This is a genomic window from Nocardia sp. GP40, assembly GCF_050434125.1.
GTDB classification, from domain to species: Bacteria; Actinomycetota; Actinomycetes; order Mycobacteriales; family Mycobacteriaceae; genus Nocardia; species Nocardia albiluteola.
Window position 1 is genome coordinate 125,369 of record NZ_JBNPVW010000006.1, and the last position, 26,349, is coordinate 151,717.

General features: G+C 68.4%; 21 protein-coding genes. 15 read left to right on the forward strand and 6 right to left on the reverse strand.

The features are described from left to right. Positions 1–139: 139 nt before the first annotated feature. Positions 140–1,531: an FtsW/RodA/SpoVE family cell cycle protein gene (locus ABH933_RS19485; protein WP_429423775.1), complete on the reverse strand. Its 1,392-nt coding sequence runs from the start codon at positions 1,529–1,531 to the stop codon at positions 140–142. Between the two features lie 538 nt (positions 1,532–2,069). Between ABH933_RS19485 and ABH933_RS19490 the strand changes: the two genes are divergently transcribed. From ABH933_RS19490 to ABH933_RS19520, 7 genes are all read left to right on the forward strand, one after another. Further along, positions 2,070–3,941 carry a Na+/H+ antiporter gene (locus ABH933_RS19490; RefSeq protein ID WP_429423616.1) on the forward strand — a complete coding sequence of 624 codons (1,872 nt, stop codon included), beginning with the start codon at positions 2,070–2,072 and terminating at the stop codon, positions 3,939–3,941. A gap of 91 nt (positions 3,942–4,032) precedes the next feature. Then, positions 4,033–4,680, forward strand: coding sequence for a TetR/AcrR family transcriptional regulator (locus ABH933_RS19495; protein ID WP_215919725.1), 648 nt, complete (start codon positions 4,033–4,035; stop codon positions 4,678–4,680). 196 nt (positions 4,681–4,876) lie between these two features. Next, positions 4,877–5,590: an MgtC/SapB family protein gene (locus ABH933_RS19500; protein WP_429423617.1), complete on the forward strand. Its 714-nt coding sequence runs from the start codon at positions 4,877–4,879 to the stop codon at positions 5,588–5,590. Positions 5,591–5,627: 37 nt separating this feature from the next. Continuing rightward, positions 5,628–7,364 carry an ABC transporter permease gene (locus ABH933_RS19505; RefSeq protein WP_429423618.1) on the forward strand — a complete coding sequence of 579 codons (1,737 nt, stop codon included), beginning with the start codon at positions 5,628–5,630 and terminating at the stop codon, positions 7,362–7,364. 13 nt (positions 7,365–7,377) lie between these two features. Further along, positions 7,378–8,712 (forward strand): nitrate/sulfonate/bicarbonate ABC transporter ATP-binding protein, encoded by a 1,335-nt coding sequence (locus tag ABH933_RS19510; RefSeq protein WP_215919719.1) that lies wholly within the window; start codon positions 7,378–7,380, stop codon positions 8,710–8,712. Between the two features lie 172 nt (positions 8,713–8,884). Beyond that, positions 8,885–10,216 carry a magnesium transporter MgtE N-terminal domain-containing protein gene (locus ABH933_RS19515; RefSeq protein ID WP_429423619.1) on the forward strand — a complete coding sequence of 444 codons (1,332 nt, stop codon included), beginning with the start codon at positions 8,885–8,887 and terminating at the stop codon, positions 10,214–10,216. A gap of 200 nt (positions 10,217–10,416) precedes the next feature. Next, complete coding sequence (locus ABH933_RS19520) at positions 10,417–12,015, forward strand: NRAMP family divalent metal transporter (RefSeq protein ID WP_429423776.1); 1,599 nt, start codon at positions 10,417–10,419, stop codon at positions 12,013–12,015. A 14-nt stretch (positions 12,016–12,029) separates the two neighbouring features. Here the strand turns inward: ABH933_RS19520 and ABH933_RS19525 are convergent, their stop codons facing one another. Then, complete coding sequence (locus tag ABH933_RS19525) at positions 12,030–12,770, reverse strand: TetR/AcrR family transcriptional regulator C-terminal domain-containing protein (protein WP_429423620.1); 741 nt, start codon at positions 12,768–12,770, stop codon at positions 12,030–12,032. A gap of 53 nt (positions 12,771–12,823) precedes the next feature. Between ABH933_RS19525 and ABH933_RS19530 the strand changes: the two genes are divergently transcribed. Next, complete coding sequence (locus ABH933_RS19530) at positions 12,824–14,365, forward strand: MFS transporter (protein WP_429423621.1); 1,542 nt, start codon at positions 12,824–12,826, stop codon at positions 14,363–14,365. A 105-nt stretch (positions 14,366–14,470) separates the two neighbouring features. Here the strand turns inward: ABH933_RS19530 and ABH933_RS19535 are convergent, their stop codons facing one another. After that, the gene (locus ABH933_RS19535) at positions 14,471–16,009 is read right to left on the reverse strand and encodes a DHA2 family efflux MFS transporter permease subunit (protein WP_429423777.1); all 1,539 of its coding nucleotides are present in this window, start codon (positions 16,007–16,009) and stop codon (positions 14,471–14,473) included. Positions 16,010–16,236: 227 nt separating this feature from the next. Between ABH933_RS19535 and ABH933_RS19540 the strand changes: the two genes are divergently transcribed. The 5 genes from ABH933_RS19540 to ABH933_RS19560 all read left to right on the forward strand — a co-directional run bounded on the left by ABH933_RS19540 (position 16,237) and on the right by ABH933_RS19560 (position 20,374). Then, positions 16,237–16,473, forward strand: coding sequence for a hypothetical protein (locus tag ABH933_RS19540; protein ID WP_215919713.1), 237 nt, complete (start codon positions 16,237–16,239; stop codon positions 16,471–16,473). A 15-nt stretch (positions 16,474–16,488) separates the two neighbouring features. Further along, positions 16,489–17,604, forward strand: a complete 1,116-nt coding sequence (locus tag ABH933_RS19545; RefSeq protein ID WP_429423622.1) for an SPFH domain-containing protein — start codon at positions 16,489–16,491, stop codon at positions 17,602–17,604. Positions 17,605–17,642: 38 nt separating this feature from the next. Further along, a complete protein-coding gene (locus ABH933_RS19550) occupies positions 17,643–18,035 on the forward strand; it encodes a cold-shock protein (RefSeq protein ID WP_308166753.1) in 393 nt (130 codons plus the stop codon). Positions 18,036–18,156: 121 nt separating this feature from the next. Further along, a complete protein-coding gene (locus ABH933_RS19555) occupies positions 18,157–19,242 on the forward strand; it encodes an ATP-dependent DNA ligase (RefSeq protein ID WP_429423623.1) in 1,086 nt (361 codons plus the stop codon). Positions 19,243–19,318: 76 nt separating this feature from the next. Then, entirely contained in the window at positions 19,319–20,374 is a 1,056-nt protein-coding gene (locus ABH933_RS19560; RefSeq protein WP_429423624.1) for a DNA polymerase domain-containing protein, read from the forward strand. 140 nt (positions 20,375–20,514) lie between these two features. Here the strand turns inward: ABH933_RS19560 and ABH933_RS19565 are convergent, their stop codons facing one another. Both ABH933_RS19565 and ABH933_RS19570 read right to left on the reverse strand, forming a co-directional pair. Further along, a complete protein-coding gene (locus ABH933_RS19565) occupies positions 20,515–21,168 on the reverse strand; it encodes a TetR/AcrR family transcriptional regulator (RefSeq protein ID WP_429423778.1) in 654 nt (217 codons plus the stop codon). Positions 21,169–21,211: 43 nt separating this feature from the next. Beyond that, a complete protein-coding gene (locus tag ABH933_RS19570; RefSeq protein WP_429423779.1) occupies positions 21,212–22,357 on the reverse strand; it encodes an acyl-CoA dehydrogenase family protein in 1,146 nt (381 codons plus the stop codon). A gap of 325 nt (positions 22,358–22,682) precedes the next feature. Between ABH933_RS19570 and ABH933_RS19575 the strand changes: the two genes are divergently transcribed. Together ABH933_RS19575 and ABH933_RS19580 are read left to right on the forward strand one after the other, a co-directional pair. Beyond that, complete coding sequence (locus ABH933_RS19575; protein ID WP_429423625.1) at positions 22,683–24,176, forward strand: SDR family NAD(P)-dependent oxidoreductase; 1,494 nt, start codon at positions 22,683–22,685, stop codon at positions 24,174–24,176. A 224-nt stretch (positions 24,177–24,400) separates the two neighbouring features. Then, complete coding sequence (locus ABH933_RS19580) at positions 24,401–24,778, forward strand: DUF2784 domain-containing protein (protein ID WP_429423626.1); 378 nt, start codon at positions 24,401–24,403, stop codon at positions 24,776–24,778. Positions 24,779–25,315: 537 nt separating this feature from the next. Here the strand turns inward: ABH933_RS19580 and ABH933_RS19585 are convergent. Further along, complete coding sequence (locus ABH933_RS19585; protein WP_429455055.1) at positions 25,316–26,185, reverse strand: transposase; 870 nt, start codon at positions 26,183–26,185, stop codon at positions 25,316–25,318. Positions 26,186–26,349 lie beyond the last annotated feature (164 nt).

Here is a 26,349-nt window from a genome sequence, read left to right on the forward strand (position 1 = left end):
CTCCGCATTCGCTCCGGCCGTGCGCGGTCTTCGGACGGCTTCGCCGACAGCGCCCATCAGGCGTACCTCCGCATTCGCTCCGGCCGTGCGCGGTCTTCGGACGGCTTCGCCGACAGCGCCCATAAGGCCGCAACTCCCGTCAGCTCGGCGGACGGGCTATGTGCTCGGTCATCGCCTCGGCGATCGGCGCCACCGGGGGCGGCGCGGGCGCGGGTGCGCTGCGCGCGTCGTGGGAGATCCGGATGAGCAGCGCGATGATGACGTAGTTGGCCAGCAGCGAGGATCCGCCGTACGACATGAACGGCGTGGTCAGACCCGTCAGCGGGATGAGCTTGGTGACGCCGCCGACCACGACGAACAGCTGCCAGCCGATCGAGAACGCCAGCCCGCCGCCCAGCAGCTTGCCGAACGAATCGCGGGTGGTCATCGCCGCGCTGAAGCCACGCAGCGTGATGATGGTGAACAGCACGATGACCGCGGTCAGGCCGAACAGGCCCAGCTCCTCGCCGATGGTCGAGATGATGAAGTCGGTGTTCGCGAACGGCACCTCCTGCGGACGCCCCCCGCCCAGGCCCGCCCCCCACAGCCCGCCGGTACCCAGCCCGAACAGGCCTTGCGCGATCTGGAATCCGTTGGTGTAGTAGCTGGCGAACGGATCCTCCCACACCTGCACCCGCACCCGGACGTGGGCGAACAGGTTGTAGGCGATGACCGCGCCGACGGCGAACATCCCGATGCCGATCACCAGCCACGACGCGCGCTGGGTGGCGATGTACACCATGGCCAGCACGGTCCCGAACACCAGCAGCGAGAAGCCCAGGTTCTTCTCGTAGACCAGTACGATCACCGACACGAACGTCACCAGCAGCAGCGGCCCCAGATCCCGCAGCCGCGGCACGGTGAACCACAGCATCTTCTTGCCCGCGGTGCTGAACAGATCCCGGTTCGCGACCAGGAATCCGGCGGTGAAGATCAGCAGCAGCACCTTGGCGAACTCACCGGGCTGAATCGAGAAGCCGTGGAACCTGATCCAGCTCTTGCCGCCGTTGACCTCGCTGATCGAGGACGGCAGCACCGCGGGCATCAGCAGCGCCACCAGGCCGACCAGGCCGCAGGTGTAGGCGTACTTGGCGGGCTGGGCATGGTTCTTCACCAGCACCAGGATCAGCGCGAACAGCGTGATACCCGCTGCGGTCCAGATCAATTGGCGCGCCGCGTCCGAGGACGGCACGGGATCGCCCTGCGAGGCCGCCAGCGCGGCCGCGGCCCGGTCCAGCCGGTCGATGAGCACCAAACCCAGACCGTTGAGCAGCACCACGCACGGCAGCAGCACCGGATCGGCCTGCGGCGCGAACACCCGCACCGCCAGGTGTGCCAGCAGCGCGAGCCCCGCGAACACCACCAGCGACCAGCGCAGCGACCCCAGGCCGCCGCCGGTCGCGGACGCCATTGCCACGGCCGCCACCACGACGATCGCGACCGCCGCCAGACACAGCACCAGCTCCGAACGCCGCGGATTGCGGCGGCTCATCGGCCCCGACACCGTCACGATCGGCCCGGAGGGCACGGCCTCACGCCCCGGGGTCACCGCCGCACCTCACCGAGCCGCGCCGGCCGTCCCGCGACGTCGCCCACACCGCATACGGACCCGTTCAACGGCGCACCTCACCGGCGCTCGGCCCCGCCGCCCACACCACGCACGATGTCGATGCTTCGCTCTCGAGCTCACTCACGCATACCAGTATGGCGGGTCCACGATTTCGGTCCGTGACGGCGACACGCTACGCACCCGCGCACAGCGCAGAAATGCCATCGGCGCAACTGCGGCGCGCGCCCGATCGAACGGGACACCCCCATCCGTACCCGGCCACCGTTCCGACACCGACGACACTCTCCTCGGCGCCCCCGCGCATTCCCGGTGCCGACGACACCCTCATCCCGCGCCCGCCAACCGCTCACGCAGCGCGACCCCACGACTGTCGCGTGCGGCCCGGCCCCGATCCTCCGGCGCCGCGCGCATCCGCTCAGCGCGAACCTCTTACATCCGCACGTTTCAGTCCTGGCACGATATGAGTGTGCATATCGCATTCGGGTTGGTGACGCTGGTCGCCGTCACAGTCGGCATGGCGGCGCTGGCGCGGCGGATGGGTATGGCCGAACCGCTGCTGCTGACCGTCGTCGGCATCGGTGCCTCGTATCTGCCGTTCGTGCCCGAGGTCTCGGTGAATCCGGAGATCGTGCTGCTGGGTCTGCTGCCGCCGCTGGTGTACACCGCGTCGATCAGCACCTCGCTCATCGAGTTCCGGCCCAAGAAGCTCTCGATCGTGAGCCTGTCGGTGGGGCTGGTGCTGTTCACCGCGTTCGCCGTCGCGGCCGTTGTGCATGCGCTGCTGGGGGTGCCGTTCGCGGTGGCGGTGGCGATCGGCGCCATCGTGTCCCCGCCCGATTCGGTAGCCGCGACCGCGATCGCACGCCGGGTGGGGATGCCGCGGCGCATCGTGACGCTGCTCGAGGGCGAGGCGCTGTTCAACGACGCGACCGCGCTGGTCGCGCTGCGCACGGCGCTGGCGGCGATGGCCGGGGCGTTCAGCGTGTGGCAGGCCGGGGGCTCGTTCCTGCTGGCGACCGTCGGCGGCACCGCGATCGGCGCGGTCGCCGCGATGGTGCTGGCCCTGATCCGGCGGCGCATCACCGATCCGGTGTTCGACACCAGCCTCTCGCTGATCGCGCCGTTCGCGGCCTACCTGCCCGCCGAGGCCGCGCACGCGTCCGGTGTCATCGCGACGGTGGTGTGCGGGCTGATCCTGGGACAGGGCGCGCCGGTGTGGCAGACCGCCGCCTCGCGGGTGGCCGAGCGGACCAATTGGCGCACCATCCAATTCATTCTGGAGAACGCGGTCTTCCTGCTGATGGGCCTGCAGGTGCGGCACATCCTCGAGCAGGCGTGGTCCAGCGGCCTGGACCACGGCACGCTGCTGCTGACCTGCGTGGCGGTGCTGGTGACCGTGGTGGTCGCGCGGCCGCTGTGGGTCTATCCGTTCACCTACCTCATCTGGCTGGTCGAGGGGCGCCCTCAGGGTAAGCCCCGGCCGCCGTGGACGAGTCCGACCGTGGTGTCCTGGGCCGGGATGCGCGGCGTGGTCACCCTGGCCGGTGCGCTGCTATTGCCCTCGGACACACCGCAATTGGCCACGCTCAAGCTGCTCGCGCTGGTGGTCGTCGGCGGAACCCTGCTGGTGCAGGGCATCTCGCTGCCCGCGCTGGTGCGGCTGCTGCGGCTGCGCGGACCCAGCTGGGCCGAGGACGCGCTGCAGCAGGCCAACCTGCTCCAGCAGGCCACCGCCGCGGGACTGATCGCCCTCGAGGAGCAGATCGCGCCCGAAACCCCACCGGAAATTGTTGCCGCGCTCCGCGATCGGGTGGCCCGCCGGGCCAACGCCGCCTGGGAGCAGCTGGGCCGCGCGGAATCGGTGCGTATCACGCCCAGCGGCGAATACCGCCGCCTGCGCCTGGCGATGCTCGCGGCCGAGCGCGAAGCCGTACTGCGCGTGCGCGATTCGGGCACCCTCGATCACGAGGTCCTCGAACACGTCATGGCCACACTCGATATCGAGGAATCCACCATCGATCGGGTCACCGAGGCGCAGGATCAGCCCGAGGATCCGCTGCGCGGCCCGCAGGCCGCGGGCTGCGAGCACCTGCGGCACGCGCCGCACGTGCGGGTGCCGGATGTGCCCGAGGCGTGCGGCGAATGCCTCGAGGAGGGCCTGACCTGGGTGCATCTGCGGATGTGCCTGTCCTGCGGGCACGTCGCGTGCTGCGACTCGTCCGTCGGCAACCACGCCACCCGCCATTTCGCCACGACCGGGCATCCGGTGATGCGCAGCGTGGAGCCCGGCGAGAAATGGCGCTGGTGCTACGTCGACGAACTGCTCGGCTGACCCGTCGCGCCGTACCCCACCCGGCGATCGGTGGCACCCGACCGGTCCACTGTGGCGATGCCCGGTGCGCGCGCCCGATAATCTGGGGCACGTGCACACAGGTCAGGACTCCGGCGCGAACACACCCGGCGAGGCGGTCGGCGGACCCCGCATCTGGGGCGGCACCACCCTGACCGAACGCCGCGAGTCCCGCCGCACCGCCCTGCTCGAGGCCGCGCTGGATCTCATCGGCGAGGGTGGGGCCGGGGCGGTCACCATGCGGGCGGTGTGCCGCCGCGCGGGCCTGACCGACCGCTACTTCTACGAGAGCTTCGCCACCCGGGACGACCTGCTCGACGTGCTCTACCGGGAGGTGGCCACCGAATTCCTCGGGCCCATGACCGCCTTCGCCGGCGCCGACACCCCCGTCCGCATCCGGGCCCTGGCCGAGGCGCTGGTGGACGCGGTGCTCGAGGATCCCCGCAAGTCGCGGCTGTTCTTCGTGGAGCCGTACTCCACGACCGGGCCCGGGCAGACCACGATCGCCGTGATGCCCGCGTTCACCCGGCTGATCCAGGATCACCTGTTCATCCACATCGAGGATCCCGCGCAACGGCGGCTCGCCGCGCTGACGATGGCGGCGGGCAACGCCGGAATGCTGTCGGCGTGGCTCAACGGCACCCTGCGGGCGACCCGGGACCAGTTGGCCGATCACGTGGTCGAAACGATCACCGCCTACCGGACCATGTACCGTAGCTGAGCGACCGAGCCGAACCGCAGCGTAGCGGGACGCGAAGATCGAGAGCCCGAGGAGGTGGTCGACATGCCCGATGGTGATAGTACGGACTCATTTGCCAACTATTCACCCCGCGACCACTTCCACATCCTGCCGCCCGCCTGATCACCCGGTAGCCTGCGGCACGGAAGTGCGCGCATCGAAGCATCGGGAGTACGACATGACGACGGTGGAAATGCTGCTCCGCCTGGGCGCCGGTGTCGGCCTCGGCGCGGTCATCGGCATCGAGCGCCAATACCGGGCCCGGATGGCCGGTCTGCGGACCAACGCCCTGGTCGCCGCGGGCTCCACACTCTTCGTCCTGCTGTCCGCGCACGGCTTCCACGGCACCTCCGCCGACCCCACACGCGTTGCCGCACAGATCGTTTCGGGCATCGGCTTCCTGGGCGCCGGTGTCATCATGCGCGAGGGCCTGAGCGTGCGCGGCCTCAATACCGCTGCCACCCTGTGGTGTTCGGCCGCGGTCGGCGCGCTGTCGGGCTCGGGCATGTACGGCACGGCGCTGGCCGGAACGATCGTGGTGGTCGCGGTCAATACCGTGATGCGGTACATCGGGCGCGCGGTCGACCGCCAGCCGACCGCGGGCACCGAGCAGCTCGCGCAGTATCAGTTCGCCGCGGTCACCGACGACGCCAACGAGGCGCATGTGCGGGCGCTACTGGTGCAGGCGTTGAGCCGCACCGGCTTCCGGCTCGTCTCGATCTCCAGCAAGAACGCCGGCGCCGGGCAGGTCGAGGTGACCGCCGAGCTGATCGGCGACGAACGCGACGACCGGCAGATGGAGTCGGCGGTCAGCGCGCTGAGCCTCGAGCCCTCGGTCACCAGCGTCGGCTGGAGCATCCCGCACACTGCCACCCCGGAGGTGGAGCACTGATGCCCGCCGTGAATCACCCGCTCGCACAGGAGTATCGATGACCACCGCGCGTTCCTATCCGTCTCGCGGCGCGCTGGAGCGGCCCCGTTCCCGCCTGGCCGACGTCGCGGTGTTCGCGGGCGCGGCGGTGCTGATCTGGATCATCGTGCACATCTCCCAGGGCCTCAATGTGCCGTTCGACAAGAACGTCCAGAGCCCGCCGGTCTCGACGAACCCGTCCGAGCTGCCGTACTACGCGGCGCGTTCGCTGCTGCGGATGTTCATCGCGCTGATCTTCTCCACGCTGTTCACCTTCGTCTTCGCCATCGCCGCGGCCCGGCTGCGCCGCGCCCGGCTGGTGATGCTGCCGATCCTGGACATCCTGCAGTCGGTGCCGATCCTGGGCTTCCTGTCGGTGACAGTGACCGCGTTCATCGCGCTGTTCCCCGGATCGTCCCTGGGCCTGGAGTGCGCCTCGATCTTCGCGATCTTCACCTCGCAGGCGTGGAACATGACCTTCGCCTTCTACCATTCGCTGGTCTCCCAGCCCCGCGATCTGGACGAGGCCTCCCGCAATCTGCGGCTGTCGCGGTGGCAGCGGTTCTGGCGGGTGGACCTGCCCAGCGGGATGGTGCCGCTGATGTGGAACGCGATGATGAGTTTCGGCGGCGGCTGGTTCTTCCTGACCGCCTCGGAGGCGATCAGCGTCAACAACCACTCCTACACGCTGCCCGGCATCGGCTCGTACGTCGCCGCGGCCACCGAGCAGGGCGCGACCGGCAAGGTACTGATCGCGATCGGGGTGATGATCGTGCTGGTTATCGGCGTGAACATCCTGTTTTGGCGGCCGCTGACCGCATTCGCCGAGCGCTTCCGGTTCGAGGAGTCCGAGGCCGCCGAGGCGCCGCGCAGCATCACCCTGGATCTGCTGCGACGCTCGCAAGTCTCGGACCTGCTGGGCCGGATCTTCGGGCCGATCGTTTACCCGCTGGACCGGGCGATGGCCGTATTCGGCCTGGCCGAGTATCCGCTGCTGGTCACGTCCGGGCGGCGGCGCGCGGGAGACGTGGTGTTCTCGACGGTGATGCTGGCGCTGGTGGTGTGGGGCTGCTACGAGATCGTCACCTACATCCAGCACAGTTGCGGATTCGGCGAGGTCGCGCACGCGCTCGGGCTCGGCGCGCTGACGCTGATACGGGTGATCGTGCTGCTGATCCTGTGCAGCGCGATCTGGGTGCCGATCGGGGTGTGGATCGGGTTGAATCCGCGGGTGTCGCGGTTCGCGCAGCCGGTGGTGCAGGTACTGGCCAGCTTCCCGGCGAACTTCCTGTTCCCGTTGGTGACCGCCGTGCTGGTGGCCACCGGCGCGAGCCTGAACTGGGCGGGCACGCTGCTGATGGCGCTGGGCTCGCAGTGGTACATCCTGTTCAACGTCATCGCCGGGGCGACCGCCGTGCCGAACGATCTGCGCGAGGCCGCGGCCAATCTGCGGCTCACGCGCGGGCTGTGGTGGCGCCGGCTGATCCTGCCCGCGATCTTCCCCAGCTATGTGACCGGCGCGATCACCGCAGCGGGCGGGGCGTGGAACGCCGCCATCGTCGCCGAGATCGTCACCTATCACGGCCACACACTCATTGCCGCGGGCCTGGGCTCGTACATCGCGCAGGCCACCGGATCGGGTGACTGGCCGCGCATCTGGGTCGGCGTCGTGGTGATGGCCGTCTACGTGGTCGGCATCAACCGACTGTTCTGGCGCCGGCTGTACGCGCTGGCCGAACGCCGATACTCGTTGTGACAGGAGTGCATTGATGACAACCACCGCTGCGGGCGAGGTGCTGCTCGAGATCGACGGCGTCGGCAAGTCGTTCACGGGCGCGGCCGGGGACAAGCTGCAGGTGCTCGACAACATAATTCTCACGCTGCGCGACGGCGAATTCGTTGCGCTGCTGGGTCGTTCGGGCTCGGGCAAGTCCACGCTGCTGCGCACCATCGCGGGGCTCATCGCGCCGACCACCGGCCACGTCCGCTACCGCGGCAAGGAACTCCAGGGCGCGAATCCCGGTGCGGCGCTGGTCTTCCAGTCGTTCGCGCTGATGCCGTGGCTGACCGTGCAGGACAACGTCGAGCTCGGCCTGGCCGCGCGCGGGGTCAAGCCCGCCGACCGCGCCAAGCGTGCGCTCGAGGCCATCGACATGATCGGCCTGGACGGCTTCGAGAGCGCCTACCCCAAGGAGCTGTCCGGCGGCATGCGCCAGCGCGTGGGATTCGCCCGCGCCCTGGTGCTCGAGCCGGATCTGCTGCTGATGGACGAACCGTTCTCCGCCCTCGACGTGCTGACCGCGGAGAATCTGCGCACCGAACTGGTGAACCTGTGGGAGACCGACGGATTCCCCACCAAATCGGTCTGCATCGTCACCCACAACATCGAGGAGGCGGTGCTGCTGGCGGACCGGGTGGTGGTGCTGGGCTCGAATCCGGGCCGGATCATCGCCGACATCCCGGTCACGACCCCGCGCCCGCGCGACCGCCGCACCGCCGGCTTCGAGGCGCTGGTCGACCAGATCTACGGCCTGCTGACCGGCCGCGACACCACCAAGCCTCAGCCCGAGCCCGAGAAGGCGACCCCGACCGCGCAGCCGCTGCCCGACGCCACCGTGGGCGGGCTGGCCGGTCTGGTGGAGCTGGTGTACGCCAACGGCCGCCGCGCGGACCTGCCCGAGATCGCCGACACCCTGAACTTCGAGATCGACGACCTACTGCCCCTGGTCGACGCCGCGGCGATGCTCGGTTTCGTGACCGTGGAGTCCGGCGACATCACCCTCACCGACATCGGCATCCGCTACACCACCGCCGACATCCAGGAGAGCAAGAAGATCTTCGCCGAGCAGGCCCGCCACCGCGCGCCGCTGGTGCGCACCATCTGCAAGGGCCTGGCCGGGAGCCAGGACGGCAAGCTGCGGGCGGGCTTCTTCCTGGATCTGCTGCGCCGCGGTTTCTCCGCCGAGGACGCGCGCCGCCAGCTCGATCTGGCCATCGACTGGGGCCGCTACGCGGAGTTGTACGACTACGACGCCGACGACGACGAGATCACCGCCGACCGCGCCGCGGACGAGTTCGCCGCGGTGCGCGACGGCTGGGATTGAGTCCGCTGTTCGGACTGCGGCCACCCGTCATTGGTTAATCTGTCGTACAACAGCGCTGGCCACAGTGCATGGTTACAATGCCCACCCACCCCGCCGGCTCCGCAAGCTCCGCCGACTCACCATCCCCGGTTGATCACCGGCATCCGGGGACACCGATCAGGAGAACCGTCAGATGACCGAGCCCGCATCCCCGCAGCAACGCACCATCCAGCTCTCGGAGCTGCTCAAGTCGCCGGTGATCTCCAAGTCCGGTGACGACATCGGCCGCGTCGACGACCTGATCGTGCGGCTGCCCGGCGGAGACGCCTATCCCCCCGTCACCGGCGCGGTCGTCGGGATGGGCGGGCGCGAGGTGTTCGTCTCCTCCGACCACATCCACGAGTTCGGGGCGGACCGGCTCGTGCTGTCCCGCAACAAGGTCGACCTGCGCGGGTTCGAGCGCCGCGAGGGCGAGGTGCTGCTGCGCGCGGACATCCTCGGGCACCGGCTGATCGATGTGGCCGCGGCCGAGCTGGTCCGCGCCTACGACGTCGAGCTGGACGATACCGGCCACGGCTGGGTGCTCGCGCGCCTGGACACCCGCCGTCCCGCACGGTTTTTCGGGCTCATCAAGGCGGGTGACGGGCATGCCGCGCGGGACTGGAAGGCGTTCGAACCGCTCATCGGGCACAGCCAGTCGATGACGACGCGCCGGGTCAGCGGCCGGGTACGAGCGCTGAAACCGGCTCAGATCGCCGACCTGCTCGAGGATGCGGACAAGCGCGAACGCGGCGAGCTCCTCGATACGGTGCACGGCGACCCGGAGCTCGAGGCCGACGTGTTCGAGGAGCTGGATCCCGACGAGGCCAGCCGCCTGCTCGATGACATGTCCGATACCGAGGTCGCTGCGCTGCTGGGCCGCATGCGCGCCGACGACGCCGCGGACGCGGTCGCCGATCTGCGCCAGTCGCGCCGTCGCAAGGTGCTGGACCTGATGCCCGCGGGCCAGCGCACCAAGGTGATCACGCTGCTGGGCTTCAATCCCGAGAGCGCGGGCGGGCTGATGAACGTGGACTTCGCCTCGTGTGCCCCGGATACCACTGCGGCGCAGGCGCTTTCGGTGGTGGGTGCGGCGAAGGGCCTGCAATCCGAGGCACTGCTGAAGGTGCATGTGCTCGAGGCCGGGCGGCTGGCCGGGGTCGTCTCGATCATCGGGCTGCTGCAGTCCGATCCGGGCACGCCGGTGAGCGAGCTGATGGACTCCGATCCGGTGCGGGTCGCGCCCGATGCCGACATGACCGATATCGCGCTGCTGATGGCCGATTTCAACCTCTACACCATTCCGGTCGTCGACGACGGCGATCGGGTGCTGGGTGTCGTCACCGTCGACGACATTCTCGAGGCCACCATTCCCGAGGACTGGCGCCGGCGCGAACCCGCGCCCCGCCCCGTCCGAGAGGCTGAGACAATGTCCGGATCGACCCGGGGCACCGACGCCGCGGCACTCGATGGCACGGGGCAGTAATGAGCGGTACCGGCGAAACACGTTCCACGTCAAGCGAATCCGACACCGCTGCGCCCGGTCCGGCGACCGCGCCCGCTGGATCGCCAGCACCCGCGGCGGCCTCGGATGCACCGGACGCGCTCGCGCCGCCGCGTTCGGACACGCCGCCACCGCCGCATCCGGCGGAAGCGCCGATAGCGCCCGCGGCCCGCCGCTCGGCGGTGCTCGACTCCGCGCACCTGGGCGACATCGAGGGCGCGTTCGGCAAGATCAGTGTCACCGACACCGAGCATCCGCGCACCCTGCGCACCCGGGCCCTGACCCTGCTGGCGATCGTCGGCCCGGGTCTGATCGTCATGGTCGGCGACAACGACGCGGGCGGCATGGCCACCTACGCCCAGGCCGGGCAGAACTACGGCTACAGCCTGCTGTGGGTGCTGCTGTTGCTGATCCCGGTGCTTATCGTGAACCAGGAGATGGTGGTGCGCCTGGGCGCGGTGACCGGCATCGGCCACGCCCGGCTGATCAACGAGCGGTTCGGCCGCGGCTGGGGCTGGTTCTCCGTCGGTGATCTGTTCGTCTTGAACTTCCTGACCATCGTCACCGAATTCATCGGAATCTCGCTGGCCTCGGAGTATTTCGGGGTGTCGAAGTACATCGTCGTGCCGATCGCGGCGATCGCGCTGGTGGTCATCATGGCCTCCGGCAGCTTCCGCCGCTGGGAGCGGGCGATGTTCGTCTTCATCGCGATCACCCTGCTGCAGATCCCGATGCTGCTGATGTCGCACCCCCATTGGGTCCATGCCGCACGGGATTTCGTCGTGCCCGGGGTGCAGGGCGGATTCAGCTCGGATGGGGTGCTGCTGATCATCGCGATCGTCGGCACCACCGTGGCGCCGTGGCAGCTGTTCTTCCAGCAGTCCAATATCGTCGACAAGCGCATCACGCCGCGGTTCATCGGCTACGAGCGCGCCGACACCACGCTGGGCGCGTTCGTCGTGGTGATCGGGGCGGCGGCACTGATGATGACGGCCGACTACGCCGCGCGCACGAACAACGCGGTCGGCAAGTTCATCGACGCGGGCGATATCGCGCATCTGCTGGGCCGCATCGACTCCACGCTGGGCTCGTTCTTCGCGATCGTGCTGCTGGATGCCTCGATCATCGGCGCGGCCGCGGTGACCCTGGCGACCAGCTACGCCTTCGGCGACGTGTTCGGCATCAAGCATTCGCTGCACCGCGGATTCCGCGACGCGAAGCAGTTCTATGTCTCCTACATCGCGATGGTCGTGCTCGCCGCGGTGATCGTGCTGATCCCCGGCGCGCCACTGGGTCTGATCACCACCGCCGTACAGGCCCTGGCCGGTCTGCTGCTGCCCAGCGCGAGCGTGTTCCTGCTGCTGCTGTGCAACGACCCGCAGGTGCTCGGGCCGTGGGTGAACAAGGCCTGGCTCAATGTCGTCGCGGTGTTCATCGTCGGGGTGCTGCTGCTGTTGTCGGGAATCCTGATGGCCACCACACTGTTCCCGCATCTGAACGTGACCGCGACCGCGGGTTATCTGGCCGTCGTGCTGGTGGCTCTAGCTTTGCTCGCCGCGGTCGTGCTGCGCTGGATGCAACGCCGCTTCCCCGCGCCCGCCAAGCCCGTGCCCGTCATCGACCCGGCCGAGAAGGATCATTGGCGCATGCCGCCGCTGACCCTGCTCGAACCCGTGACCTGGTCGGCCGGAACGAAACTGGGCATGCTCGCGCTACGCGCCTATCTGATCGTCGGGGCGATCCTGCTGCTGGTCAAGGCGATCCAGCTCGGCCGGGGCTGACCGGCCGGCGGACGCTATCCCTGCGTCCGGTGTCCCTGCACCGCGGTCGCATCGGTCCTCGCCGCGGTCAGGCGCGCCTCCAGCCCGTCCAGGACGCTCAGCAGGCCGAAGTCGAACGCGATGGCGCGGGCGACCTCCGGGTCCGAGGGCATCTCGGCATAATCGGCGCGTAGCTGCGGGTAGTCGGCCGCGAGTTCGACGACCGTGGCCATCAGGCTCTCGGCGCTGTATTCCTGTCCGTGCCTGGACTTCTGGTAGCTGAGCACCGGAAGCACCTGGCCCAGAATGAAACTCATCACCGTGCTGGTGGCCAGGTAGATGTCGATGCCGGTGAACCCGGCCTCGGTCGAGGCGCGGCGCAGGCGTTCGGTCAGGGCGAAGGAGTTCGGGCCGACATTGGGCAGCTGGCCCACCAGCTGCGCCGCCCAGGGATGCTCGAGCAGGGTGGTGCGGAAGCTGTAGGCGAAGGTGGTGAATGCCTCGCGCCAGGACGCCCGGTCCGGATCGGGGACCTCGACCAGGGCCCAGATCTGGTCCATGGTCAGTTCCAGCAGTTCGTCCTTGTTCGCCACGTACCAGTACAGGCTCGTGGCACCCGCCCCCAGTTTCGCGCCGAGCTTGCGCATGCTCAGCGCGTCCAGTCCCTCGGCGTCGAGCAGTTCGAGCGCGGCCGCGACGATCTGCTCGCGACGTAAGCCGGAACTCTTCGGTTGCCGCGGTTCACGGGTCCATACCGAGGCAAAAGGCTTGGTCACTGGTCCACCTTAATTCACTGGTACACCGTTCGAGTTTATCGTACGCTGTGCGAGTGAAATCGAATGACGTCCTTCCCGGGGATGGAGAGCCGACGGAGCTTGCGGAGTCGGCGGGGTGGGTAAGCACAGAGCCGACCGAGTCGCCGCAGCGCGACCCGCGGCGCTGGTGGGTGCTGGTCGCACTCTGCCTGTCCCTGCTGGTGCTGATGATCGACGGCACCGTCCTGAATATCGCCATCCCGCCACTGATCCGCGAACTGCACGCCACGCCGTCGGACGTGCAGTGGATCCTCGACGCCTACGTTCTGGTCTTCGCCGGGCTGCTGCTGACGGCGGGCAGCCTCTCGGACCGCTTCGGCCGGCGCCGCATGCTGATCACGGGCCTGGCCCTGTTCGGTGCGGCCTCGCTGCTGGCGGTCTTCGCCACTGCGCCCTGGCAGCTGATCGCGGCGCGGATCGCGATGGGCGTCGGCGGATCACTGCTGATGCCCTCGACACTGTCCATCCTGATGACCACCTTCGACGAGCAGGAGCGCCGCAAGGCCATGGCCGCGTGGTCGACGGTCTCGATGGTCGGCATCGTGCTGGGCCCGACGCTGGGCGGGCTTCTGCTGCAGCACTTCTGGTGGGGTTCGGTGTTCGTGCTGAACATCCCGGTCGCCGTCATCGCGATCATCGCCGCGGTGACGCTCATGCCCGAGACGTACGGCCAGCAGCGCCCGATCGACCTGGTCGGCGTCGTGCTCTCGATCGTCGCGCTGTCCTCGACGGTGTACGTGATCATTCAGCGCGAATGGAACATTCCGGTGATCGCGCTGGCCGTCGTGGCGGGGGCGGGGTTCGCCTACTGGGAGCATCGCTCCGCGCACCCGATGCTGCCGCTGAAGGTGTTCACCAGCCGCGACTTCTCCGGCACATGTCTCACGCTGCTGCTGATGGTCTTCGGAATGGGTGCGGTGCTGCTGATGCTGACCCAGTACGTGCAGTTCGTGCTGGGTTATGGGCCGATGAAGGCGGGCTGGGCGCTGCTGCCCTATGCGGTGGCCGCCACGGTGTTCAACGGCCTGGGCGCCACCCTGGGCAAGAAGCTGAGCAACAAGACGCTCATCGTCGCGGGACTGCTCGTCATGGGCGGCGCCTTCGTGGTGCTGGCCAATGCCGACAGCTATGCGTGGGTGCTGGCCAGCATGATGATCATGGGCGTCGGCGGCGGTCTGGCCGGCCCGGCGGCCTACGCCTCGATCCTGAGTGCGGTCCCGCTCGAGCACGCCGGTGTCGGCTCGGCCATGAACGACACCATCCTGCAGGTCGGCAACGCGGTCAGCATTGCGGTGCTGGGCAGCGTGCTGGCGAGCATGTTCACCTCGCACATGCCCGCGAGCGCACCGCCTGCCGCGCGCGAATCCATCGGCGCGGCATTCCAATTGGGCTTCGAGGGCCCGGCGAAGACGGCCTTCGCCGCCGCGATGCACTCCGGCGCGTGGATCAGCGCCGGGTTCAGCCTCGCCGCCGCGCTGCTGGGCCTGCTCCTGCTGCGCGCCCGCAAGCCCGTACCGGCCGGCGCCCCCGCCGACGCCGCAACAGCGCCGGAGTGACCCATCGGGGCGCGTGATGGCCTCCTTGCCGCCGTCATGGGCCCCGAAACGAACCGGGCCGGCATGTTCGTCGCGAACATGCCGGCCCGGTTCACCCCGAAATACTCAGTGCCCCATGACTATCGGGGCATCGACCTGCTCCGTGGGCGCCGGCGCCTTGACCCGTGGCAGGAAGAACGCCGGGATCAGGGTGATCACGATGAGCACCACCGCCACGATGTAGGTGTGTGAGAACGCCCACGCGGCCTGCCGCAGGCCCTCGTGGATCGCGGCGGGCGGGAGCTTGGCCGCGATCTCCGGATTGAAGTGCGAGGCGATCGCGGGCTGGGCAAAGGGCTTGCCGTTCAACAGGTTCGTCAGGATCACCGACATCGTCGCGGTGCCGATGGAACCGGCGGTCTGGTTGACGATGTTCATCAGCGTCGAGCCCCGCGCCACCTGCGCCTGGGTCAGCGTCTGAATCGCCGCGGACATCACCGGCATCATCGTGCAACCCATGCCCAGGCCCATGACGAACAGCGCGGCGATCAGCGCCACATACGAGGTGTCCGCGTGCAGCTGGGTCAGGAACGCGGTGCCGATCGCGATGACCACGATGCCCGTCATCACGATCTTGCCGGGACCGATCTTGTCGACCAGCCGGCCCGCGATCGGAATCGTCAGCATCGCGCCCAAACCCTGTGGGGCGAGCATCAATCCGGAATGCAGCGCGGACAGCCCGCGCACCTGCTGCAGATAACTGGGCAGCAGCAGCCCGGACCCGAAGAAGGCCACGGCGAAGAACACCATCGTCAGCACCGCGAAGGTCAGCGCCCGGTTGCGGAACAGATGCAGATCGATCAGCGGATGCTCCGCACGCAGCGCATGCGGCACGAACGCCGCCAGCAGCGCCAGCCCGATCAGCGCGGGAATCAGCACCCCCGCCGCGAAGACGGTGTGCTTCTGCGGAATCGAGGACACTCCGTACAGGAACAGCGCCAGGCCGGGCGAGGCCAGCAGCATGCCGACGAAGTCGAAGGACTGGGTGGGTTCGGGCCGGTCCGCGGCGAACACCACGTACGCCAGGATCAGCGCGACGATGCCGATCGGCAGGTTGATCAGGAAGATCCAGTGCCAGCCGGCCATCCCGAACCAGTGCACCCCGATCAGCCAGCCGCCCACGATCGGCCCGAGGATCGGCCCCAGCAGCATGGGCACGCCCAGCACGGCCATCACCCGGCCGATGCGCTCGGGCCCGGCCGCCTTGGTCATGATCGTCATGCCCAGCGGCATCAGCATGCCGCCGCCCAGGCCCTGGATTACGCGAAATCCAATGAGCGACTCGATGTTCCATGCCGTCGAGCACAGCACCGAGCCGATCACGAAGAAGCTCAGCGCCATCATGTAGAGGCGTTTGGTGCCGAAACGGTCCGCGGCCCAGCCGGTCAACGGGATCACGGTGGCCAGCGCCAGCGTGTAGCCCGTCATCGACCAGGCGGCGCTGGTGTAGGCGGTGTGGAAGGTGCTCTGGAACGTCGGAATGGCGATGGTGACGACGGTGATGTCCAGGATCGACATGATGGCGCCGAGCACCACCACGCCGGCGACCTTCAACACGGCGATATCGATTTTGTCGGACGCCGGGACCTGCTCCGTGGCCCGCATATCCGGAGGGGGGTTCACCGCTTAAGCGTTGCACGGCCACGCCGGAATCACCAGGGGCAATTTTCCCCAACCGTGAGGGGTTGCCGGAGTCGCGGGACCCGAAACATATGGGCGCGACAAACCCGACGCGCAAGGCTACGATTCGGTGCTACGCCGAGACCGGGCGGCGGTAGGCTCAATGTACCGGTGAACCCGGTAGACCGTTGCCTGCCAAGGAGTTCGATGCGATGACCGACCCGGTGCAGGGTTTGACCGGTACGCTCACATCGCCGATCCGGGGCGCAGGCACGCTCGGGGAGGTCCTGGTCGCGATCCGAGGGGGGACAGAGAGCTACATCGCGCGGTCTACCGAGCCCATCGACCGGGGCGCCACCGTCCTGGTCGTCGAGGCGCATCCGGGCCGCATCGTCGATGTCGTTCCGTGGATTCCGCTCGACCTCGGGCCCGGAGAAATAATCACATAGCCAAGGGAGAGAACAGTGCTGGGGTACCACGTGCCCGATCCGGACGAGGCGATGCTGGTCAGCGGCGGGAAGGGCAGAGACGGCGCGCCGTTCAAGGTGATCACCGGGCACGGCGCCTGGGTCATGCCGTTCTTCCGCAAGGTCCGCTACCTGTCGCTGGCCATGTACGAGGCCGAGATCCAGGAGCGCTGCGTCAGCAAGCAGGCCATCCAGCTCGACGTGCGCGCGGTGATCGCGTTCAAGGTCGCCAACGACACCGGATCCATCGTCAATGCCGCGCAACGCTTCCTGTCCGAACAGGAGCGTGAGATGTCGGTGCTCACCGGGCGCATCTTCTCCGGGCACCTGCGCTCGATCATCGGCTCGATGACCGTGGAGGAGATCATCCGCGAGCGCCAGAAGCTCGCCGACGAGGTGCTGGTCGCCTCCAAGGTCGAGATGAGCAATATCGGCCTGTGGGTCGACTCGCTGCAGATCCAGTCCATCGACGACGGCAACCTGGGCTACATCGCGGCCCTGGCGGCCCCGCACAATGCCGCGGTGCAGCGCGACGCGCAAATCGCCCAGGCCGCCGCCGCGCAGGCCGCCGCCGAGGCCGAACAGGCCTCGCGCCGCAAGCAGGCCGAATACCAGCGCCAGACCTCCGTGCTGCAGGCCGAATACCAGCGCGATATCGACAAGGCAAAGGCCGAGGCCGCGCAGGCCGGGCCGCTCGCGGAGGCGATCGCGCTGCAGGAGGTGCTCACCGCGCAGGCCGAGCGCGCCCGCAAGGAGGCCAACCTGCGCGAACAACAGCTGCAGACCGAGGTCGTCAAGCCCGCCCAGGCCGAGGCCGAGCGCGTGCGGGTGCTCGCGCAGGCCGAGGCCGACCGCACCCGCATTCAGGCCGAGGCCGCCGCGTCCAACAATCGCATCGCGCTGGACCAGTTGCTCATCGAGCAGCTCCCGGAAATCGTGAAACAGGCCGCGACGGGCCTGTCCAATGCCAATCTCACGGTGCTCAACGGACCGGACGGCGTCGGCGAGTTGATCAACGGCATGGTCGGCCAGGGCCTGACCGTGTTCAATTCGCTGCAGAAGGCGCTCTCCAGCAGTGGTGAATCCCCCGACAACGAGCATCACGACAGTTAGAGTGACGGCACAGTGACGGCAACGAGGAGCGGGTGTAGGTGTCGATAGGGAAATTGGTGTCCTTCGACAGTTCGCGAGGGTTCGGTTTCATCCGCCCGGAAGACGGCGGCCCCGATGTGTTCGTTCATGTGAACGACATCGGGCTCGACGAGGACGAACTACGTCAGGGGCGGGTATTCGAATTCGAGGTGACCGAGGGTGACCGCGGGCCCAAGGCGGTCAATCTGACCCTGGTGGGCGGTCAGCCGCCGGCCGCGCCCCGCCACCGCAATCGCGAACGCACTTCCGGCGCGCTCACCCCCGCCGAGCACAAGCGGCTCATCACCGAGCTGCTGCTGGATGCGAGCCCGGCGCTGACCGCCGGGGAGATCATCACCATCCGCGAGCGCCTGGCAGCCTTCGCCGAGCAGCACGGGTGGCTGGAGAACTAGCTGGTTGCCCGACTCTGTCGGTGCCACCACATACGATCTTCACGAACGACGGGTCCGGGCGATGAATTGACTTCGCCCGTCCCGTCTACCGATCGAGAAGTCGGAACTCGAGGAGGATCGCGTGGACTTACCGGTCATGCCACCCGTCAAACCGATGCTGGCCAAATCTGCTTCCGCATTGCCACACGATCCGGAGTTGTTCTACGAACCCAAATGGGACGGATTCCGCTGCATTGTGTTCCGCGATGGCGACGAGATCGAGCTCGGCTCCCGTAACGATCGCCCACTGACCCGATATTTCCCGGAATTGGTGACATTGCTGAAACAGGCACTCCCGCAGCGGTGCGTCGTGGACGGCGAGGTCGTCGTGGTCACCGAGAACGGCCTGGATTTCGACACCCTGCAGAATCGGCTGCACCCGGCCGCGTCCCGGGTCAACAAACTCGCGGTGGAGACTCCGGCCAGTTTCGTGGCCTTCGATCTGCTCGCCGTCGGTGACGAGGATCTGACCGGCAAACCATTCACCGAACGCCGCCGGATCCTCGAGACCATCGTCGACAATTCCATCCCACACGCGCATCTGACGCCCATCACCACCGACCCGGAGGTGGCCCAGGATTGGTTCACCCGATTCGAGGGCGCCGGATTCGACGGGGTGATGGTCAAGGCGGGCGATCTGGCGTACCTGCAGGACAAGCGGGTGATGGTCAAGGTCAAGCACGAGCGCACCGCCGACTGCGTGGTCGCCGGATTCCGCTGGCACAAGGACGGCCAGGGCGTCGGATCGTTGCTGCTGGGCCTGTACGACGAGGAGGGCACCCTGCATCACGTCGGCGTGGCCAGCAGCTTCACCGCCGCCCGCCGCGCCTCCCTGGTCACCGAGCTCGAGCCGCTGCGCAAGGACGCGCTCACCGACCACCCCTGGAGGATGTGGGCCGATGCCGCCGCCCAGGCCAAGGCCGAGGGAAAGATGCCCGGCGGGGTCAGCCGCTGGACCGGCACCAAGGATCTGTCCTGGGAGGCACTGCGCCCCGAACTGGTGGCCGAGGTCCGGTACGAGCACGTCATGGCCGGCCGACTGCGGCACGGCGGGCGCCTGGTGCGCTTCCGGGACGACCGCACGCCGCAGTCGTGCACCTATGCCCAGCTCGACGAGGTCGCACCCGCCGAACTCGCCGGCATCTTCGCGCGGGCGGCGAAAAAGTGAACGCAGCGAAGCGGAGTGCACCGAAGAGCCAGCGCGCGGCGCGCACGATGGAGCCGAGCGCCAGCGAGGTGGAATCATGAGCGCCACAATCGAAGTCGAGATCGACGGCCACGTGGTGCCGATCTCCAATCCGGACAAGGTCTACTTCAGCAAGCACGGCGAGACCAAGAAGGACCTGGTCGACTACTACGTCGCCGTGGCAGAGCCGCTGCTGCGCACCACTCGCGACCGCCCCGTCCTGCTCGAGCGCTACCCCGAGGGGGCGGGCGGCAAGTCCTGGTTCCAGAAGCGGGTGCCGAAATCGGTACCCGACTGGCTGCAGACCACCGTGGTGTCCACCCCCAACGGCACCACCAGCGACGCCCTGGTCGCCGCCGATATGGCGCACATCCTGTGGGCGGTCAACCTGGGCTGCTTGGGTTTTCACGTCTGGCCTACCCATGCCGGCGCCGCCGAGGTCAGCACCGCCCCGCCCGTGCACGATGCCGCGGGCGCGGTGCTGCCACCCACCGGGGTGACCGACGAGCTGCGGGTGGATCTGGACCCCTCCCCCGGCATCGGCTTCGACGACCTGCGCCGCGCCGCGGTGCACACCCGCGAGCTGTGCGCCGAGCTCGGAATCGACGTGCGCGTCAAGACATCCGGCTCGCGCGGGCTGCACCTGTACGCACTGCTCGAGCCGAAATGGGACGGCTACCAGGTGCGCGCGGCCGCGGTGGCGCTGGCCCGCGCCCTCGAGCGCCGCCACCCCGAGGAGATCACCGCGTCCTGGTGGAAGGAGGAGCGCGGGTCCCGCGTCTTCGTCGACTACAACCAGAATGCCCCGCACCGCACGGTATTCGGCGCCTGGTGCGTGCGCCCCAAGGTCGGCGGCCAGGTCTCCACGCCGCTGGCCTGGAGCGAGCTCGATTCCATTGTCCCGGAGGAACTCACGCTCAGCACGGTCCCCGCCCGCGTCGCCGAGCTCGGTGATCCCTGGGCCGATCGCACCCCACAGGACCTCACACCGCTGCTGGACATGTCAGCTCGCGACCTCGCCGAGGGCCTCATGGACGCCCCCTGGCCCCCGGTCTACCCGAAAATGCCCGACGAGCCGCCGCGCGTACAACCCAGCAAGGCCCGCAAGGAGTAAGCCGCCTCGCCGAGGCGGTCCGGCTCGGCCGCCGCCTCGGCGCCCCCGAACCGGTATCCACGGGCCCACTGTCCCGATATCCTGTCGGCGGGGATCCACTGGCGCAGAGCCGATTGCAACGATCTTTTGCGCGCGACGCGTCAGTCCGCCTCGTCCGTCTTCGGGAACGAGGTTGCGACCAGGGTGTACAGCATGTCCGACAACAGCGCGTGGACCTGCTCCCGGGTGAGGGTGCCGCGGACGATCCATTCGCGCCCAGCGACTTTCACCATCCCGCCGTAGGAACGCACGAACGCGAGCAGCTCGGCGCAATGCCGGGACTCGCGCAGGCCCACCATCTCCAGCAGCCGCTCGGCCGCCGCATCGTCGGCCTCGTCGAGCAGGCGCTGCACCTCCGGATCGTCCCCGATGCCCTCGTGGCCGATCACCTTGACCCAGGTGCTGCCGTGCTCGCCGATGACGTCCAGGAGCCAGGCCACGGTCGCGTCCACGCGCTCGCGGGCCGTCCCGGTCGGCATCACCATCTTTCCGGGCCGCGGCAGGGTGACCATCCGGCGCACCACGGCCAGATACAGGTCGCGCTTGTTACCGAAGTAGTGGTTGATCAGGCCGCGCGCCACGCCGGCCCGCTGCGCGAGCTCGGCCGTCGAGACCGCCGCGTACGGGCGCTCGCCGAACATGTCGATCGCGCAGGCCAGAATCTGCGCGCGGCGTTCGTCGGGATCCAGGCGCCGCCGCACCGCGCCGCCGGCGTCGGAGCCGGGCGCTCGCGCCACCACGGAGGGCCCGCCCATCGAGACGACGGTATCGGCCTCGGCCACGCTCAGGAGCCGGGAATCAGAGTGACCGGGCAATGAGATCCTTCATCACCTCGTTCGAACCGGCCAGGATACGCAGGATCCGGGCGCCCGTGTAGAGCTGGGAAATCGGGTACTCCGTCATATATCCATAGCCACCGAACAGTTGCAGACAACGGTCCACCACAATACTCAACTGATCGGTCAGCCAGTATTTCGCCATCGCGGCGGTGGGAATGTCGAGTTCGCCGCGCAGATGCTTGCCGATCGCATCGTCCAGGAAGGTGCGGCTCACCCGCGCGATCGTCGTGCACTCGGCCAGCTCGAATTTCGTGTTCTGCATCGCGAACAGCGGCCTGCCGAACGCCTCGCGGCCCTTGGTGTATTCCACGGTCAGCTCGACGGCCTTCTCCATCATCGCCACCGCCATGATCGCGGTCACCAGCCGCTCCTGGGCCAGCAGCTGCATCATCTGATAGAAGCCCTGGCCCTCGGCCTCGCCCAGCAGATTCGACACTGGCACCCGCAGCCCGTCGAAGAACAGTTCCGCGGTGTCCTGGCCCTTCCCGCCGATCTTGGACAGGATCCGGCCCCGCGTGAACCCGGGGGTGTCGTCGCCGACCTCCGCGAAGATCAGCGAGACCCCCGCGGCGCCCTTGGTCGGGTCCGTCTTGACCGCGAGGATGATGCCGTCGCACAGCCAGCCGTTGGAGATGAAGATCTTCGAGCCGGTAATGACGTATTCGTCGCCGTCGCGCACCGCGCGGGTCTTGATGGCCTGCAGGTCCGAGCCGGTGCCGGGTTCGGTCATGCCGATCGCCAGCACCATCTCCCCGCTCGCCGCGCGCGGCAGCACCCGCCGCTTGAGCTCCTCGGTGCCGAAGTGGGCGATGTAGGGCGCGATGATCGAGGAGTGCACGGGCATGCCCAGCGCACCGTCCCCCATGAACGCCTGCTCCTCGATGATCGCCGCCTCGTGCGCGAAAGTGCCTCCGCCACCGCCGTATTCGGCCGGGATGGCCGCGCACAGCAGGCCGAGCCCACCCGCACGATTGTAGAGCTCGCGGTCGGGATGGCCCTGCGCGACGAACTTCTCCTCGTGCGGCACGACCTCCTTGGCGAAGAAGTCCCTCGCCAGCTCCCGCACGGCCTCCACTTCGTCGTCGCTCCATGCCGCGCGCGCCATCGGGCTCACCTCTCGTGCTGTGCTCATCGGGCGCGAGCGGACCACAGCCGCATCCCCGGGGGCGCTGCCATCGCATCCTCGGACGACTCGTGCGGGACCGACGGGCCGCCGCGCCACCGGCGCGAAGCAGCCGCTCAGCATCCGCTTCCGCTCGTGCCGGACCGGCGTGGGCCGATCCTGCGCACCAGCGTGTCGCACTATTGGCGCAATGTCAACAACCTCGCGCGCGGGGTCCGCCTCCGCCGTGTGCGGGGGCACATCCGCACTGATGCGACAATGTGTACGCCCATAATCCGCACGCACGAAGGAATGTCCCCGCATCACGATGGCCGAGCACGAGACGACGACCGATACCGCCACCGCTTCGCCCAGCGTCGACACCCCCGGCACCGCGGCTCCCGGCATCGATCCCGACGATCTGGCGATCTGCCTGAAGGTCCTGGACCAGGTCGGCGAGCTGGACAAGGAGGATCCCGACTCGGTGCGCGTGCAGCGGGCGGTCGGCCACATGTTCAAGATGCTCAAGCGCCGCCGCCGCATCGCCGCGCGCGAGGCCGTCGCCGAGAACGACCGCGCGGTCGTCCACGCCACCGCCACCGGCTCGCCCAGCCGCATCGACGACGAGACCGCCGGAATTCCGTTGTCCTCCAACGCCTCCGGAGCCAGCGCCGGAACCCTGCTCAAGGCCCGCCCCTGCTACATCTGCAAGCAGCGCTACACCCGCGTCGACGCCTTCTACCACCAGCTGTGCCCCGACTGCGCCGCCCGCAGCCACGCCAAGCGCGACGCCCGCACCGACCTGCGCGGCCGCCGCGCCCTGCTCACCGGCGGGCGCGCCAAGATCGGCATGTACATCGCCCTGCGGCTGCTGCGCGACGGCGCGCACACCACGATCACCACCCGCTTCCCCAACGACGCCATCCGGCGCTTCACCGCACAGCCGGACAGCGCCGACTGGATTCACCGGCTCCGCATCATCGGCATCGACCTGCGCGATCCCGCCCAGGTCGTCGCGCTCACCGAGGACGTCGCGGCGCAGGGCCCGCTGGACATCCTGATCAACAACGCGGCGCAGACGGTGCGCCGCTCAGCCGGCGCCTACGGGGCGCTGGTGGAGGCCGAATCCGGTCCGCTGCCCGTGGGCGAGCTGCCCGACACCGTCACCTTCGGCAAGACAATGCAGGCGCACCCCACCGCACTGACCGCCTCCCTCGCCCCCGCGCTCTCCGCGGCCGAGGTCACCGAGCTGGCGCTCGTCGCGGGATCGGCCACGCCCGAACGCATTTCGCAGGGGCTGGCCATCGACGCGGGCGGCCTCGTGCCCGATCTCGCGCACACCAACAGCTGGGTGCAGACCGTCGCCGAGGTCGACGCCACCGAACTGCTCGAGGTGCAGCTGTGCAACTCGGTGGCCCCGTTCATTCTCATCTCCCGTCTGCGGCCCGCCATGGCCGCCGCCCCCGCCCGCCGCAAATACGTCGTGAACGTCTCGGCGATGGAGGGCGTCTTCGCCCGCGGGTACAAGGGGCCCGGCCATCCCCACACCAACATGGCCAAGGCCGCGCTGAACATGCTGACCCGCACCAGCGCGGCGGAAATGCTCGAGGCCGACGGCATCCTGATGACGGCCGTCGACACCGGCTGGATCACCGACGAGCGGCCCCACTACACCAAACTCCGCCTGGCCGAGGAGGGCTTCCACGCTCCCCTCGACCTCGTCGACGGCGCGGCGCGCGTCTACGACCCGATCGTGCGCGGCGAGAACGGCGAGGACCTGCACGGCTGCTTCCTCAAGGACTACGAGTCCTCGAACTGGTAGCCCGCGCGGCCCCGTCTTGTCGGCTGGAGCCGCAACATTCTTTCCGGGCTCACAACGGCATCATCGGATTAACATGCCACAATTCGCATATTTTCATACCGGTATCTTCCAAACCGATACTCTCTCGGCCGCACTGCCTCCGAGGCCGAGTGCATGAGCCTCGGATCGCATCGAAACGATCACGCCTGGCCGGGGTGGGCAAGATCGACGCCTACCCTGGAGGAATGATGTACCGGCTGCTGGCGGATATCACCGCAGGGGTTCATTTTCTCTTCGTCGCCTACGTGGTGTTGGGCGGCTTCATCGCGTGGAGGTGGCGATGGACGATCTGGACGCATCTGGCGGCGTTCGGGTGGGGGTTCAGCACGATAGTTTTCGGATTGTCCTGTCCGCTCACGCATCTGGAGAACTGGGCGCGGCTACGGGCCGGGGAGGCCGGGCTGCCGCCGAGCGGATTCATCGACTACTACATCACCGGCGTGTTGTACCCGCGCAGTGATCTGGAGTTGGTGCGGGCTTTGGTGGTGATCGCGATCGCGGTGTCCTGGTTCGGGTTCCAGTTGCGGGCCCGGCATCGCCGGCCGGGGCTGGCGGCCCGGTAGGCGACCAGGATCGATACGTTTGCACAGGTCGAGGCAATATTCGGCCTGGCCTCGGGTCTGAATCGTCGGGATCGACGCGGTGGTGATCCCGAGTCGGTGATCGCCGCCGCGGGCCCGGAACTCAGGACGCGAAGCATCGTCGGTCGACGGCGGGCCGGCGTCGTTTCGTCCGTCCTGTGCCGCCTGATCCGGCTCGTTCCGTCCTGTCTTGGCATGCTCTTGGCTTACTGGGAATGGCATCCGAGCTGGCCGAACAGGGTCTCTTCGGCAAACTGGCTCGCCGGGTGCCGCGCTTCGAATGGACCGGGCTCGCGCCTGTTCGGCGCTGGCATCGCCGATCTCGGTGACGTCGACGGCCGGCCGCCGAGCCGACAGACGACGGCTGCTCTCGAGATGACCGGTTGGCAACGCGGTGACACGTTCGGTCGTGATCGCGGGGACCGGCGACGGACCGTCCGGGCGCCGATGCGGTATGCGCATCGGTGTCGTGCCGGAGTGGAGCCCAGCGATTCCGATATCTAGCGGCAGCTGCTCGGATCACCGCCTGAGCAGTGGCGGCTGCTGTGGTCCGCGGTGGATGATCTGCTCGACGAGCTCGCGGGCGATGTAGCGTTTGAGGCAGCGGATGATTTCTTTTTTGGACATGCCTTCTTTGGTGCGTCGTTCGACGTAGGCGCGGGTGCGGGGATCCCAGCGCAGGCGGGCGCGGTAGAGCGCGGAGTTGGCGTGACGGTCGCCGCCGCGGTTGAGTCGGTGCCGGTTGGTCTTGCCGGAGGACGCGGGGATCGGGGCGACCCCGCAGAGCATCGCGAACGCAGCCTCGGAACGGATTCGGTGGTGGTTCTCCCCGGCGGTGACCAGCAGCTGACCGGCGGTGTCGGCGCCGACGCCGTGGGCCGCGACCAGATTCGGGTTGATGGCTGCCACCAGCCGAGCAAGTAGTTCGGTGATCTCGGTCGAGAGCTGCTGGTGGCGGCGTGCCAGGCAGCGCAACGCGATCATGGCGGCGGTGCGTGGGGTTGCGAGGTCGGCATGGTCGGGGTCGAAGCCTGCGCATGTGGCGATCAGCTTGCTCACCGGTAGTCCGCGCAACTGCTGGCGCAACTCCTGGGATGCGGTGACGATCAGTGTCTTGATGCGGCGTTGGGCGTCGGCGCGCTGGTCAACCGCGGACCGGCGGGCGATGCGGAGGTTGCGGAGTGCTTCGACCCGGCCGTCGCGTTGTTTCGGTGTGCCGGTGCGGTTTTCGGCCAGGGCCGTGCGTGCGGCCCCGAGGGCGTCGATCGGATCGGACTTGCCCTGGAAGCGGCGAGTCTTGCGGTCGGGACGATCGACTTCTACCACCGGAATGTGGTGCTCGCGCAGCACGCGGGCCAATCCCGCACCGTAGGCGCCGGTGCCTTCCACTCGGGGGGTTCCGGTAGCACTGACGATTCGGTCGGATATAGCAGCGACCTGCTCTGATCCGGTTTATCCGGCTCGGATGTCGGGGTGATCGTTGCCAAGGGCTCATCAGCGGTCCGGAGCGCCACTGGCAATCTCGAAGCCTGACATCTTGTCCCAGGCGACGG

Coding starts and splice junctions, on each gene's coding strand:
- ABH933_RS19485 (WP_429423775.1), bottom strand. CDS start 1,531: ATGAGCCGCCGCAATCCGCGGCGTTCGGAGCTGGTGCTGTGTCTGGCG.
- ABH933_RS19490 (WP_429423616.1), top strand. CDS start 2,070: ATGAGTGTGCATATCGCATTCGGGTTGGTGACGCTGGTCGCCGTCACA.
- ABH933_RS19500 (WP_429423617.1), top strand. CDS start 4,877: ATGACGACGGTGGAAATGCTGCTCCGCCTGGGCGCCGGTGTCGGCCTC.
- ABH933_RS19505 (WP_429423618.1), top strand. CDS start 5,628: ATGACCACCGCGCGTTCCTATCCGTCTCGCGGCGCGCTGGAGCGGCCC.
- ABH933_RS19510 (WP_215919719.1), top strand. CDS start 7,378: ATGACAACCACCGCTGCGGGCGAGGTGCTGCTCGAGATCGACGGCGTC.
- ABH933_RS19515 (WP_429423619.1), top strand. CDS start 8,885: ATGACCGAGCCCGCATCCCCGCAGCAACGCACCATCCAGCTCTCGGAG.
- ABH933_RS19535 (WP_429423777.1), bottom strand. CDS start 16,009: ATGCGGGCCACGGAGCAGGTCCCGGCGTCCGACAAAATCGATATCGCC.
- ABH933_RS19540 (WP_215919713.1), top strand. CDS start 16,237: ATGACCGACCCGGTGCAGGGTTTGACCGGTACGCTCACATCGCCGATC.
- ABH933_RS19560 (WP_429423624.1), top strand. CDS start 19,319: ATGAGCGCCACAATCGAAGTCGAGATCGACGGCCACGTGGTGCCGATC.
- ABH933_RS19565 (WP_429423778.1), bottom strand. CDS start 21,168: ATGGGCGGGCCCTCCGTGGTGGCGCGAGCGCCCGGCTCCGACGCCGGC.
- ABH933_RS19570 (WP_429423779.1), bottom strand. CDS start 22,357: ATGGCGCGCGCGGCATGGAGCGACGACGAAGTGGAGGCCGTGCGGGAG.
- ABH933_RS19575 (WP_429423625.1), top strand. CDS start 22,683: ATGGCCGAGCACGAGACGACGACCGATACCGCCACCGCTTCGCCCAGC.
- ABH933_RS19580 (WP_429423626.1), top strand. CDS start 24,401: ATGATGTACCGGCTGCTGGCGGATATCACCGCAGGGGTTCATTTTCTC.